The 13,869-nt window shown below is 70.1% G+C and carries 11 protein-coding genes; 8 read left to right on the plus strand and 3 right to left on the minus strand.

From position 1 onward, the window contains the following. Positions 1-28 precede the first annotated feature (28 nt). The 4 genes from ISU10_RS18665 to ISU10_RS18680 all read left to right on the plus strand — a co-directional run bounded on the left by ISU10_RS18665 (position 29) and on the right by ISU10_RS18680 (position 2,572). Positions 29-625, plus strand: a complete 597-nt coding sequence (locus ISU10_RS18665; protein WP_194697944.1) for a GNAT family N-acetyltransferase — start codon at positions 29-31, stop codon at positions 623-625. Between the two features lie 170 nt (positions 626-795). Further along, positions 796-1,131, plus strand: a complete 336-nt coding sequence (locus tag ISU10_RS18670; protein WP_228501325.1) for a cupin domain-containing protein — start codon at positions 796-798, stop codon at positions 1,129-1,131. 27 nt (positions 1,132-1,158) lie between these two features. Beyond that, positions 1,159-1,572: a cobalamin B12-binding domain-containing protein gene (locus ISU10_RS18675; RefSeq protein WP_194697946.1), complete on the plus strand. Its 414-nt coding sequence runs from the start codon at positions 1,159-1,161 to the stop codon at positions 1,570-1,572. 196 nt (positions 1,573-1,768) lie between these two features. Continuing rightward, positions 1,769-2,572, plus strand: coding sequence for a mycofactocin-coupled SDR family oxidoreductase (locus ISU10_RS18680; protein WP_194697947.1), 804 nt, complete (start codon positions 1,769-1,771; stop codon positions 2,570-2,572). Positions 2,573-2,584: 12 nt separating this feature from the next. Here the strand turns inward: ISU10_RS18680 and ISU10_RS18685 are convergent, their stop codons facing one another. Next, positions 2,585-3,736, minus strand: coding sequence for a CapA family protein (locus ISU10_RS18685; protein WP_194697948.1), 1,152 nt, complete (start codon positions 3,734-3,736; stop codon positions 2,585-2,587). 163 nt (positions 3,737-3,899) lie between these two features. Between ISU10_RS18685 and ISU10_RS18690 the strand changes: the two genes are divergently transcribed. From ISU10_RS18690 to ISU10_RS18700, 3 genes are all read left to right on the plus strand, one after another. Continuing rightward, positions 3,900-5,423, plus strand: a complete 1,524-nt coding sequence (locus tag ISU10_RS18690) for a tyrosinase family protein (protein ID WP_194697949.1) — start codon at positions 3,900-3,902, stop codon at positions 5,421-5,423. Positions 5,424-5,431: 8 nt separating this feature from the next. After that, a complete protein-coding gene (locus tag ISU10_RS18695) occupies positions 5,432-6,193 on the plus strand; it encodes a copper chaperone (RefSeq protein WP_194697950.1) in 762 nt (253 codons plus the stop codon). 121 nt (positions 6,194-6,314) lie between these two features. Then, positions 6,315-7,286, plus strand: a complete 972-nt coding sequence (locus ISU10_RS18700; RefSeq protein WP_194697951.1) for a phage tail sheath family protein — start codon at positions 6,315-6,317, stop codon at positions 7,284-7,286. Positions 7,287-7,359: 73 nt separating this feature from the next. On the opposite strand, the gene ISU10_RS18705 is transcribed toward ISU10_RS18700, so the two are convergent. Together ISU10_RS18705 and ISU10_RS18710 are read right to left on the minus strand one after the other, a co-directional pair. Further along, positions 7,360-11,784, minus strand: a complete 4,425-nt coding sequence (locus tag ISU10_RS18705) for a S8 family serine peptidase (RefSeq protein ID WP_194697952.1) — start codon at positions 11,782-11,784, stop codon at positions 7,360-7,362. 224 nt (positions 11,785-12,008) lie between these two features. Beyond that, the gene (locus tag ISU10_RS18710; protein ID WP_194697953.1) at positions 12,009-12,440 is read right to left on the minus strand and encodes a DUF8738 domain-containing protein; all 432 of its coding nucleotides are present in this window, start codon (positions 12,438-12,440) and stop codon (positions 12,009-12,011) included. Between the two features lie 180 nt (positions 12,441-12,620). Between ISU10_RS18710 and ISU10_RS18715 the strand changes: the two genes are divergently transcribed. After that, positions 12,621-13,865: a toxic anion resistance protein gene (locus tag ISU10_RS18715; protein ID WP_194697954.1), complete on the plus strand. Its 1,245-nt coding sequence runs from the start codon at positions 12,621-12,623 to the stop codon at positions 13,863-13,865. The last annotated feature ends 4 nt before the right edge of the window (positions 13,866-13,869 follow it).

The raw sequence follows: 13,869 nt of genomic DNA on the forward strand, positions 1-13,869 counted from the left end.
TGTCCTATGTTCGGCCTATGCTCGCGCCGTGGTGGACATCCGCCAGGCCGGTCCGGGCCGAGTCGACCAGGTCGCCCGGGTGATGGGCCGTGCATTTGTCACCGAGCCGATGATGACGTGGCCGCTCGGAGGGCAGAGCGAGGACCTCGAGGAGCGATGCGTTCGCGCCTATGCGCTCTACCTTGGCCCATTGCTGGAACAAGGGCTCGTGTGGGAGACCGCGGATGGGCGCGGAGCCCTCGTCTTCGTGTCGCCCGACGGGACCGACGTGTGGGATGACGCGCTTGCCCACGTCGACGACTCGACCACTCACGACGTGACCGATGACGGCGGTCGGCGGCACGAGCGGTTCTGGGAGTGGGTCGCTTCGAAGATTCCGCCGGAGCCGGTTTGGCACCTTGACTCCGTGGCGGTCGAGCCCGGCTGGCAGGGACGCGGGATCGGTTCGGCGCTGATCGAGTTCGGACTCGAGCTGACCCGCGAGAGCAACGCGGCCGTCATCCTCGAGACCGGTACGGCGCGCAACGTGCCGCTCTACAAACGGTTCGGATTCCGCGTCGTCGAGGAGGCTGACTCTCCCGAGGGCGGACCGCACGTCTGGTTCATGCGGCGGGAGCCTTGGTAGGTCGACCTCGTCGCCCGGGTCGATCATCGCCGCGAACGCCTCGAGCGATGGATGATGGCGGGACGTACCTGGAGGTGGCCATGCAGACTCGCTGTTTCCCGAGCACTCCCGACGCTCGCTCTCCCGCGGGGGCCGAGGTTCGGACCCTGATCGAGGGGGAGCTGGGCGGCATGATCCACTCCACCGTCCCAGCAGGTCAGGTCAATCGGGCGACGGTCCACGCCACGGTCAGCGAGTTCTGGCACGTCCTGTCCGGCGAGGGTCAGATCTGGCGCCGAGATGACACCGGCGAGGAGACGACGCAGCTGGGTGCCGGTGTCACCATCGACATCACCGTCGGGACCGCCTTCCAGTACCGCTGCACCGGTTCCGAGCCGCTCACGTTCTTGTGCATCACGATGCCGCCCTGGCCCGGCGAGCAGGAGGCGACGATCATCGAGGGGCCCTGGACGCCGAACGCTCCCCAGGGTCGTCGAGGAGGCGGCGGCGTCGTCGGCTGGGCCTAATTAGTAGGACGTCCTAGTATCTAGGTCATGACTCCCCACCGTGCGCGCATCGTCGTGGCCAAGCCTGGCCTCGACGGGCACGACCGAGGCATCAAGATCGTGGCCCGGGCGCTGCGCGACGCTGGACACGAGGTCATCTACACGGGTCTTCGCCAGAGCCCCGAGGAGATCGTGGCGACGGCGATCCAGGAGGACGCCGACCTCATCGGGCTGTCGGTGCTCTCCGGTGCGCACATGACGTTGTTCCGCGTGCTGATCGAGGAGCTGGCCCGGCGCGACGTCGACGACATCGCGGTCTTCGGCGGAGGCATCATCCCCGACGAGGACATCCCGCTGCTCGAGGCGATGGGAGTGCGCAAGGTGTTCACGCCGGGCGCCGCCACCGGCGAGATCACGGCGTGGGTCGCCGAGTTCGTCGAGTCCCTCCGCGAGCGCGTCTGAGGCTCCTTGCTACGAGGCTGGGCTACGAGGCTGGCCTGCGCGCCTGGTCAGGCGTAGCCTCGATCTGCCGCCAGCGTGGGCGCACCCCGCTCCCAACGGAGGCGGCAAGGGGGGACCTACCCAAGTCCCTGGACCGCCCGTCAGCGATCTGCATTCGCCGACGGGCGGTGCCACGTCCGAGGAGAGCAGGGTCCGGATGTCAACAGAGCGCACGAGCAACCGCGTCGCCTTGGTGACCGGTGCCGCGCGCGGCATCGGGGCCGCCACCGTCGAGGCCTTGTGCCGACAGGGGTACGGCGTCGCCGCTCTCGATGCCTGCCGCGGCGGCGATGTCCTCCCGGGCGTCGGCTACCCGATGGCCACGCCGGCCGAGTTGCAGGCCCTCGCCGAGACGTACCCGGACCAGGTGCTGGCCGTGCGTGCCGACGTACGTGACCGGGAGGCGCTCGACCTGGCGGTCAACGCCACCATCGACCGGTTCGGGCGGCTGGACGCCGTGGTCGCTGCCGCCGGTGTGGTCGTCGGCGGCCTGCCGCTGTGGCGCACGCCCGACGAGCACCTCCAGACCCTGCTCGACGTCAACGTTCTCGGGGTGTGGAACACCGCGGCCGCGGTGGTGCCCACGATGCTCGACGGGCCCGATCCCCACGGCTGCCGGTTCGTGGCCATCGCCTCGGCGGCCGGCGAGCGCGGCCTGTTCCACCTCAGTGGCTACACGGCCAGCAAGCACGCCGTGATCGGCATCGTGCGCGGGCTGGCCGCCGACCTCGTCGGCACCGGCATGACCGCCGTCGCGATCGCGCCGGGCTCGACCCGGACGGCGATGCTCGCCGCGACCGCCGACCTCTACGAGGCCACGCCCGCCGACCTCGCGCAGCACCAGGGCATCCGCCGGCTCATCGAGCCCGAGGAGATCGCCGAGACGATCGCGCTGTGCTGCTCGCCGGCTGGGGCCGCGCTCAACGGGTCGGTGGTCCGCGCCGACGGCGGCTTCGGGTGAGGTGAACTCGGCTCACGGGGACCGGAGGTCGGAGCACGCACGCAGCCTGGCTCGGTCGTTGGCGAAGTCCTCGCGCTCGGGGGCAATTGCCGGTGTCGGCAGGCCGTCCGTGCCGATCAGAGCAGGTGACCAGACTGCGCGCGTGACGCGTGCGTGGGCTGCCGGGTGCGCCGGGTCCGTCGGCGGTCGGGTGCTCAGCGTGAGCACGCCGGTGGGCGAGGACCCCGGGGTGTACCAGACGTAGTTGCCCAACCCGTAGGCCACGTAGCTGCGTCCGAGCCGACCGTCTCCTTGCAGGGTGTGGCTGTGACTGCCGACCACGATGTCGGCGCCGCTGCGCACCAGCCGAGCTGCCAAGGTGCGTTGGACGTCGTCCGCGCACGACTCGCCCTGCATTCCCCAGTGCATGAAGACCACCACGATGTCGGCGTCGCGGTTGGCTTGCCTCACTGCTCGCAGGAGGCGGCGCGGATCGATCGCGTCGGCCGTCCCCGCGCGGGTGTCGGTGGCAGGCCACTGGGCAGTCGAGTCCGCGGTCGGGTCGCTCCCGGCCGTCGAGGCTCCCAGCACTGCCACCGAGACGCCCTTGCGCTCGACGATCGCGGGACGGAAGGCCGCTTCGGCGTTCTTGCCGAGCCCGACCACGGCCAGTGACGGCCGGTGAGAGCGCGCCGCCCTGATGGCCCGGAAGGTCGCCGGCAACGGCGTGCGCCCGAAGTCCAAGGCATGGTTGTTGGCCATCGTGACCACGTCGATGCCTGATGCGGCGAGCGCCTTGAAGGCCGTGGGCGGCGCCTGGAAGGTGTAGCGCTTCCCCGGCTCGCGACGTCCACCGACGCCGACCGAGGTCTCGAGGTTGACGATGGCGAGGTCCGCCTCGGCCAGTGCCGCTGTCGCTGTCAGGAGAGCCGATGCCGGGTCGTCGAGCCGCTCGCGAAGGACGCCCTCGAAGTGGACGTCGCCCGCCACGGCGATCGTGACCGTCGGCGGCTCCGTGGGCGCCGCAGAAGTCGGGCTCACGATCGTCGGTTCGTCCGATGCCGAGACTGGGCCGGTAGCGGATGGGGACGCGGTCGGAGCCGTCGAGACCTCGCTGTCCGTCGAGCAGCCGCCGACGACGACGAGCACCAGCACGCCCACCGCGAGTGAGCGCCACAGGTACACGCGCCCACAGTAGGTGGAGCAGGTTGTGTGGCACAGCGTGCGCTAGAAGGCTCGCTGAGCCGCACGACCCGCGCTGGGAACTACCTGCGGAGTATCTGACCTCCCGCGAGGCGCTCCTCACCTAGGTACGCGAAGGTCGCGCAGCACATGAGGGTGGACAGCCATGACATTCGTACGACGCAACGTGTGGGAACTGGGAGACGACTGGGCCGAGGAGATCCTCTGGTACGCCCGGGGCGTGGCGGCCATGAAGGCGAGAGGTCTCAACGAGCCGACGGGCTGGCGCTTCTACGCCGGGATGCACGGCTTCAACGCCGCGAGATGGCAGGAGCTCGGCTACCTGTTCGCGACCGACACGCCGCCGACCCAGGCGGACTTCAGCACCTTCTGGAGGCAGTGCCAGCACGGCAGCTGGTACTTCCTGCCCTGGCACCGCGGCTACGTGCTCGCCCTGGAGGCCAACATCCGCGCCGAGGTCGTCGCTCTGGGCGGACCCGAGGACTGGGCGCTGCCCTACTGGAACTACTTCAAGCCCGGCCAGGACGCGCTGCCTCCCGCGTTCGGCTCGCCCGACTGGCCCGACGGCGTGGGCGACAACCCGCTGTACGTCGAGCAGAGGTACGGCCCCGATGGCGATGGCAACGTGTTCGTGCCCACCGACCAGGTCAACCTCGATGCGCTCAACGACCCGGACTTCACCGGAGTCACGGGTGGCGGCAGCACCGGCTTCGGAGGTGTCGACACCGGGTTCTCCCACAACGGATCCCTGCATGGCGGGATCGAGACGCAGCCCCACGACTGGGTGCACGGTCTCGTCGGAGGGCAGTCCGTGCAGCCGCCCGAGACGGTCGGCGCGATGGCCGACCCGAGGACCGCCGGTCTCGACCCGATCTTCTGGCTGCACCACGCCAACATCGACCGGCTCTGGGCGAGCTGGAACCTCGACACCACCCACCTCGACCCGTCGCAGCAGCCGTGGCTGCTGGGCCCGGCCAGCACCGGCGAGCGCGCGTTCTGCGCGCCGATGCCCGACGGCACGACGTTCACCTACACCCCCGAGGAGATGATGAACCTGCCGGACCTGGGCTACGAGTACGACGACCTCACGCCGGCCGTCGCTCCGCCCCCGCCCCCGGGACCAGCAGGCCCGGTCGTCGACGATGGAGAGGAAGGGGTGGCCGTGCCCGAGACCGAGGTCGAGCTCGTGGGTTCCAACGACAAGGCAGTGCCGGTGGCCGGCCGCGAGAGCCGCACGCAGGTCCGGCTCGACTCCTCGGCCAGGCAGAAGGTGGGCGACCGCATCGATGCCGCTGACTCCGGGGAGGAGGGCGTGGCTGCTCCCGACCGGGTGTTCCTCAACCTCGAGAACGTCCGCGGGCGCTCGGATGCGACGGCGTTCAGCGTCTACCTCGGGCTCGGCGACGACGAGGACCCGGCCGAGCACCCCGAGCGGCTGGCCGGCAGCATCGCGCCGTTCGGCGTCAGCGAGGCGAGCGACTTCGACGACGAGCACGCCGGGGCGGGCCTCAACTTCGTGCTCGAGGTGACCGGCATCGTCAACGAGCTCCACCGCGAAGGCCGGCTCGCCGCCGACGACCTCTCCGTGCGGGTCGTGCCCCGACGCCCGCCCGGCGGGAAGTCGGAGCTGAGCATCGGCCGGATCAGCATCGTCCGCCAGGGTCGCTGACACCCGCGATGACTCCCGAAGCCCGCGAGCGCCGGCGGATCCGTACTCCGGTGGTTGCCGTCACCGCGCTGGCGTGGGTGCTGCTCGTGCTGGCGGACCCGCCGTGGTCGGCGCCCGGTGCAGGCCACGGCGCCGTGATGGTGCCCGGCATGGGGCACGCTGGCCACGAGGCGGGCCGCAGTGCGACGGGGCTCGCGATCGGCGGGCTGCTGATGCTGACCGCGATGATGGCGCCACTGCTGATCCCGGCGATCCGGCACGCGCGGGTGCGAAGCCTACGCCGTCGACGTGGCCGAGCCGTCGCGCTGGTCGTGCTGGCCCACGCCGCCGTGTGGGCCGTGGGCAGCGCACTCCTGCTCGCGGTCGCATCCTGGCTGCGGGCCGGCACGGCGCAGGATGCCCAGGCCGTGCTGGCGGGCCTGGTCGTCGCCGTGACCTGGCAGGCCTCGCCGCTCAAGCAGACCTGCCTGAACCGCCACTGCGCGACGCCGCCGCTGGCCTGCTTCGGCTGGCGGGCCGACCGGGACTCGCTGCGGTTCGGCGCCACCCACGCGGCCTGGTGCCTCGGTGCCTGCTGGGCGCTGATGCTGGTGGCCCTGCTGGTGCCGGCCTGGCACCTCGCCGTGATGTTGCTGGTCTCGGGGTGGATGTGGGTCGAGCCCTTCGACCGCCCCGCCCGGCCGAGCTGGCGACTGCGCCTTCCGTTGCGCTTCTTGAGGATCGTCGCCCTCAGGGTTCGGTCGGTGCGCAAGCAGGTCGCAGCAGCCTAGGTTGGGCGGGATGCACATCGAGGAGGTCCCGCCTCGCCCGCCGAGCATCGTCGGGCTGAGCACCAGCGTGGCCGGGTTCGTCGGATCCACGCCGTCAGGGCCTGAGCGAGGGTCTCTGCCTATGCTGTCCGGCTACTCGGACTTCGAGCGGATCTACGGCGGCCCGGGGCCGCTGGACGATCTCGCGCATGCCGTGCGGGGCTTCTTCGAGAACGGCGGCCGTCGGCTGTACGTCGCCCGCACCGACGCGTCGTCGTACGAAGCCGGGCTGGCGATGCTCGGTGAGGTCGACGAGATCAGCGTCGTGGCGGCACCGGGCTCGAGCAGGGGAGGAGGAGCTCGCAGCCTGGAGGTCACGCGACTGCTGGTCGCGCACTGCGAGCAGCTGCCGCACCGCTTTGCCGTGCTCGACACCCCGGACTCGTTGACGCCGGCCGAGGTGCTGACCTATCGCAGCGAGCTCGACTCGAGCCGCGCGGCGCTCTACTACCCGTGGGTCGAGGTCCTCGAGCCGACGACCGGCAGCAAGGTGTGGGTGCCGCCCTCCGGGTTCGTCGCCGGTGCCTACGCACGCAACGACATCGAGCGCGGCGTGCACCGTGCGCCGGCCAACCTCGAGGTCCGCCTGGCGGTGGGTCTGGAGCGGCTCCTCGACGACCGCGAGGAGGGGGAGCTCAACCCGGCCGGTGTCGACTGCCTGCGCCACTTCGAGGGCCGCGGCTACCTCGTGTGGGGCGCGCGCACGCTGTCCTCCGACCCGGAGTGGAAGTACGTCAGCGTGCGCCGCTACTTCTCCTACCTCGAGCACTCCATCGACCAGGGCACCCAGTGGGCCACCTTCGAACCCAACGCCGAACCACTGTGGCTGAGTTTCCGTCGCGTCGTCGAGGACTTCCTGTACGCCGAGTTCCGGGCCGGCCGTCTGCAGGGCATCACTCCCGACGAGGCCTTCTTCGTCAGGTGCGACCGCACCACGATGACCCAGGACGACCTCGACAACGGGCGCCTGGTCTGCCTGGTCGGCGTCGCGGCGGTCAAGCCGGCCGAGTTCGTGATCTTCCGCATCGGCCACCTCACCGCTGGCTCTGCCTGACCCGGACGAGGTGCGAGCAGACGGGCGGGCCGACCGGGAACCCCCGATCGGCCCGCCCGCTGGCGTCCCCCGGCTACTTCTTGCCGGTGCCCCCCTTCATCACCAGCGATGCGGCGTTGGTGTTGTTGGAGGAGACCGGGTCGGTGGTGGTGCTCGACAGGGTCGCGGTGTTGAGGATGGTGCCGACGCTGCCTTGCACCTGGGCCTCGATCACGAAGGTCACCGTCGCACCGGCGGGCACGTTGGCCGCGGTGCAGGTCACCTTGTGGGTGGTGGCGTTGTAGGTGCACTGCGGTGAGACGTACTGGACCACCAGCTTCTTCCTGTCCAACGGCAGGGTGTCGATGACCGTGACGTTCTTGGCATCCGACGGCCCGCCCGCACCACAGTTGGGGCTGACAGTGGACTGGGCGTCGGACTCGCACCCGGCGTCGTTGTGGACCACCAGGGTGTAGGTGACGATCGGCGAGGGGTTGCCAGACCGCTTCGTCGCCTCCTTGTCCAGCCACAGCTCCGCCGAGGTGATCACGTCGGTGGTCTCGGTCGCGGAGTTGTTGCCGGGGACCGGGTCCTGCGTGGACGAGGTCACCGACGCCGTGTTCGACAGCACCGTGCCCGAGGGCACCGAGGCGGCGACCTTGACCGTCAGGAAGACGGTCGCGGACGTCCCCGGCTGGAGCGTGCCCAGGTCACAGCTGACGGTCGCCGACTGCACCAGCGTGCAGATGGTCTGGCCGTTGCCGTCGACCCCGGAGAGGTACGTCGTCCCCGCCGGCAGTGGGTCGGTGACCTTCACCGCGTCCGCGGTCGAGGGACCGTTGTTGGTCACGGTGATCGTGTAGGTCAGCTGCGAGCCCGCAACCACCGGGTCGGGCGAGTCCGACTTGGTGATGGACAGGTCCGCCGACCCGACCGCCGCGGCTCCGGTCGTGGCCAGGTTGTCCGACAGGTCGTCGTCGAAGGTCTGGCTCACCACTCGCGCGTCGTTGTTCAACGGCCCGCGGGTGGCCGGCAGCACGCGGATCACCACGGTCATCGTGCGGCTGGCTCCTGGTGCGAGGTTGCCGAACGAGCACACCGTCGGTTGGAGCGCGTTGCCCGGCACGCCGGCGTTGCACGTGGCGCCGTTGCTGGCGGCCACGGAGACGATCTCCGTGCCGGCCGGGACGTTGTCCTGGACCGTCACGCCCGTCGCCGTCGACGGCCCGTCGTTGGTGATCGAGATGTCGTACTGCGCGGTCGTGCCCGCTGTCACGTTGGCCGGACCGGTCTTGGTGATCCGCAGGTCGGTCACCGCCGTCACTGCGACGGACTCCTGGGCCTGGTTGTTGGCGGTGACCGGATCCGGCGTCGCCGCGGTCACCGTGGCCAGGTCGTTGATGTCCATCGCCTCGGTCGCGGTGAAGTCGTAGGCGACCGTCGCCCGGCCCTCGGTGGTCGGGCTGGCGTTGGCCAAGGTGCCCAACGCGCACGTGAACTTCTGGCCACCGCTCACGACCGTGGTGGTCGCGGGGCAGGTGCCCTGGCTGGCGGTGATGTTGCTGACCGCGAAGGTGCCGTCGGCCAGGATCACGTTGGTCAACGTGACCGAGCGGGCATAGGACGGCCCCAGGTTGTCGACGAAGATCGTGCAGTGCCCGGTCTTGCCCGCGGCCAGCACGTCGTCCGGCTTGCAGATCTTGGTGACCTTCAGGTCCGCCTTGTCCTCCACGATCGTGCCGATCGTGGTCGAGTTGTCGGTGGTGTCGTCGTCGACGGTCTGCGAGAGGGCGCTCGCGGTGTTGAAGATCGTCGTCGGGCCACCGGCATTGCTGACCAGGTCGGGTGCGACGAACACCTTGATCTTGAACGTCTTCGTCTGCCCGGACTTGATGTCGCCAACGGTGCACGTCAGCGTGCCGGCCGGTGCCTGGACGCATCCGCCCGGCAGGTCGGTCGTCACGTAGGTGACCCCCGCGGGAAGTACGTCGACGACACTGGCGCCGATCGCGTCGTCCGGACCGTCGTTGTGGACGGCCACGGTGTAGAACAGCTGCTCGCCGGCGGTGGCCGGGTCCGGGCTGGCCGTCTTGGTGATCGACAGGTCGGCGCGCGCGGTGCTGACGCCGGCCAGCGAGTAGGGCTGGTCGCCGCCCATGGGCAGCCGCACCGTGGTGTCGGTGTTGAGCACGCTGACGCGCACCCGCCACAGGCCGGGAGCCGGGTTCGCCACGACCGCCTGCTCGAGGTTGTTGAGCCGGTCGGTGCCGGGCGCGGCGTTGATGGGCGTCGCCGTCGAGGGCCACGGGCCGGGGTCGGCGGCGGGGTTGGCGCAGCCGGCCTGGATGCCATTGCCCGCGTTGTTGTCGCAGTCGGACTGCGCGGCGGCCGGCAGCACCAGCGGCCGGACCACCTCGCCGTTGGGCCCGACCAGCAGCAGGTCGAGGTCGTTGACCAGCGCCGGGGTCGAGATGTCGGCGTTGGGCGTGCCCGGGAGGTCGTCCCAGGCGAGGGTGATCTTGAGCTGGGCCTGACCGGGCGCGACGGACGCCAGGAACTCGTCGGTCACGTCGGTCGTGGAGACCTGGTCCTCGAGGAACCGCTCCGACCTCATCAGGTTGGTGGCCGCCTGGGCGTCCACGAGCCCGTAGCCGGTCGCCCAGTCCGGCCCGGCGCCGTACACCGAGGCCGCGCCCGTGTCCGGGTTCGTGCCGCTGGCCGAGCCGGTGAGGTCTTGAGCCGTCTGGACGAGGATCGCCTTCAGGGTGGAGGCCAAGGGCCCGTTGGTGTCGATGTCGACACCGAACTGCTGGGCGTACTGCTGCAGCAGCAGGGCGCTCACGCCCGTCACGACAGGCGTGGCCATCGAGGTGCCGCTCATCGTGACGTAGCCGTTGCCGGGGTTGCCGTCGACATCCGCGCCGGCCGCGACCACCGTGGTGCCGTTGGCCGCCAGGTCGGGCTTGAGGCGACCGTCGCGCGTCGGGCCCTGGCTCGACCCGCCGCTCAGGCTGGGGTTGTTGGCCGGGTTTGCCGCCGGACCGTCCAGCAGGTTGGCGACCATGATGCAGTTCTTGCAGGCCTTGGTCAGCCCGAAGTAGCCGCTGGTGTTGCCGAACTGCGCGTTCTGCCCGCCGTTGCCCGCGGAGAAGACCTCGAGCTTGCCGACACATCCGGCGTCGCCGCGGATGATGTCGTCGATGTCGGCCTGGTCGCCGTCGTACACGCCGTCGGCGCCGTAGGCGTAGGAGTGGTTGCTGACGTCGACCCCCAGGCCGTTGACGGCCGTGGTGCACATGGTGGCCGGGTCGTCTCCGGTGGAGCCGGGCAGCGAGGCGACCTCGGCCTGCGGGGCCATGCCGCGCCACTGGAAGGGTGTGCCGTTGTTGGGGTTGTTGGCGTCGTCGTTCTGGTTGCTCATCGCGCCGCTACCAGCCGCGATGCTCGCCACGTGGGTGCCGTGGTCGTTGCCGGCGCCGGCCGCCCCCGAAGCCGGGTGGTTGACCGCACCGATGCGTCGGCCGTCGAAGTCGTTGTGGTGCTCGTCGAGACCGTTGTCGTTGATGGAGATCTGCACACCCAGGCCGGACAGCCCGAGGTAGGTGCCACTCGCGGTGTCGAGCTGCTGCACGGCGTCGACGTTCGCCTCCCGGCGGGAGGTGTCGAGCTCGTACATGCCACGGGCGGACCGGGCCTCGAGGAACTGCACGAGGTCGGAGCCCGCGAGGGCGAGGACCTGGTCGCGGCTCAGCTTCGCGATGATGGTGTCACCGGACTTCCGGATCCCGTGGATGCCCTTGCTGGCCAGCAGGGCGTTGCCATCGGCGGCCCGCACGTCGCTCCAGAAGCGCACGCTCGTGTTGACCGGACCCGAGGCCAGCTTGACCGCCAGGCCGACGGCGATCTTGTCGGCGGTGACCAGCGGCGAGACGGCGCGCACCAGACCGGTGGTCTTGAAGCCCGGCTTGAGCTTCGCGAGGTACGCCGTGCCGATGCCGCCCTTGGCGTTGAGGTAGGCCAGCGGCCTGATGCCGGCCGCGGAGAGCCTGCCGAGGTCACCGGCGCGCGGGAGCGCGTTCAGCTGGACGATCGCGTGCACACCCTTCTCGGACCTCTTCGCGGCCTTCGCCACCCGCGGGTCGACGCCTCTCTTGCCACGCAGCAGCCGCTTCTCGAGCGACACGTCGAAGCTGTACGGCGACGCGGAGCCGGTGACGGCGACCGAGCCACGGGCGCTGTGGCCCGAGTTCGCCGCGCAGCCTGCCTTGCCCTTCGCGCGTCCGACGGCCACCAGGCTGCCCGTCCCGGAGGCATCGTCGGGCAGCCGCACCTTGGCCGAGACGACACCGCCCTTGTCGACCTTGCCGCCGCCGAGGACCAGACCGTCGGTCGAACCCCAGTAGACGAGCACGCCGCAGTCCCCGGTGTAGCCGGTGCCCCTCACGGTGACCGTGGCCCCGGGACCCGCCGTCGCCGGTGTCACCGAGATGGCCGGCGCGGCCGGGACCGAGGTGGCCACCGCAGCCTGTGGCAGGGCAGGAATTCCCAGCGTGGCAAGCGAAATCAGCGAAATGAGCGCAAGCAGACGTCCGCGCATCAGACACCCCCATGTGTGTGGCGCGTGAGAGGCCCGGACCCCGTCTGGTCGAGCCGATCAGGACAGCACACTCCGAACGCATGGCGACCGCAATGGCCCGAAATGACTAGGGGACTGGTGGTGTCAAGGGTCGCGAAACCCCTTGCCTACTCGAGGAGCAGGCACTCCTGGAGCTCGGTGTCCTCGCCACCTTGGTAGGTGAAGTCACGCTTGCCCAGGGCCAGCACGATCCGGTAGCCGGGGAACGGTCCTGGATCGTAGGTCTGCTCCCCGCGCGGACAGCCGTACGACGAGTCGGGCCAGGTCACCCGTTCTGCCCTCACGACCTCGAGCTCCGCCGGATCGACGCCGTGGTCGCGCTCGACCAGCCGTCTCGCTTCGGCGACCTTGTCATCGAGGGCGGCATCGGCCGACGGTGTGCCGCTCGGCGCGGCAGTGGACGCCGTCGCCCCAGGCGGCGTCGGGTCCGCTGTTCGGGTGCCATCCGGCGAGCAGCCGGCCAGTACGCAGACGCTCACGAGCACCACCGGCACGACCTCACGCAGCAGCATCATCGCGGCCTCTCTTGACGCGTCCATGATGCGCCACGGGGCTGGAAGAGCCAGTCGACGGCCCGCGCGGTCGTGCAGCGGGCCGACCAGGTGAGGAGCCCGCCGGGTCGTCGCGCCACGAAGGCGAGGACGTCGGCCCTAGGATTCCCACGAAGCACCGGGTCACGAACAACTGACGGGAGCCCGGGTGTCCGAACGGGAGACGGCATGACCACGAACGACCCCACGCCCCCAGCCGCAGCAGCGGTCCAGCCCCTTGAGCCGCCAGACCAGGTGCTCACCCTCGAGGCCCCGGCGGCTCCCGCGGTGGTGCAGGAGACGGCTGCTCCCAAGATGGCCCCTGCCGTGGCCGCCGAGGCGATGCCGGTGCTCGACGAGAAGGTCGACTCCTACATGACGGCGCTGGCGACCGCGCAGCCCAAGAGCCCGGAGTTCGCCGCCCAGGCCGACAACGTGCGCACCATGGGCGACGCCGACATCCGCAGGGCGGCCGAGACCTCCAACCGCCTGCTCGACAAGCCGGTCACCGCGCTGAAGAAGGGCGGCCTGTCCGAGGGATCCGAGGTCGGCAAGACGCTGCTGGAGCTGCGTCGCACGGTCGAGGACCTCGACCCCAGCCAGCTCACGGGCACGCGCAAGCTGTTCGGGATCATCCCGTTCGGCGACAAGGTGGTCGACTACTTCCGCCGCTACCAGTCGGCGCAGAGCCAGCTCAACGGCATCCTCCACTCGCTGCGCAACGGCCAAGACGAGCTCCAGCGCGACAACGTCGCGCTCAACATGGAGAAGACCAACCTCTGGGCCGCGATGGGTCGCCTCAACCAGTACGTCTACATCGCCGAGCGGCTCGACGCGAAGCTCTCGGCGCGCATCGCCGAGCTCCAGACCAGCGACCCCGAGACGGCCAAGGCGCTCAACCAGGACGTGTTGTTCTACGTGCGGCAGAAGCACCAGGACCTGCTCACCCAGCTCGCGGTCTCGATCCAGAGCTACCTGGCGATCGACATCATCATCAAGAACAACATCGAGCTCATCAAGGGCGTCGACCGGGCCTCGACCACGACCATCTCGGCCCTGCGCACGGCCGTCATCGTGGCCCAGGCGCTGGGCAACCAGAAGCTCGTCCTCGACCAGATCGCGGCACTGAACACCACGACGTCCGGGATGATCGAGCGCACCTCCGAGATGCTCAAGGAGAACTCCGCGGCGATCCAGGAGCAGGCTGCCTCCTCCTCGATCGGCATCGAGCAGCTCCAGGCGGCATTCGCCAACATCTACGCGACGATGGACTCGATCGACGAGTTCAAGGTCAAGGCCCTCGACACGATGGCCGAGACGATCGGCGTCCTGGAGAACGAGGTCGAGAAGTCCAAGGCGTACGTCGCCCGGGTGCAGACGCAGGACCAGCGGGCGGCCAGCGGCCAGCTCGACCTCCCCTCCATCAGCGGCTAGGCAG

This window comes from Nocardioides agariphilus, from assembly GCF_015352445.1.
GTDB lineage: Bacteria > Actinomycetota > Actinomycetes > Propionibacteriales > Nocardioidaceae > Nocardioides > Nocardioides agariphilus.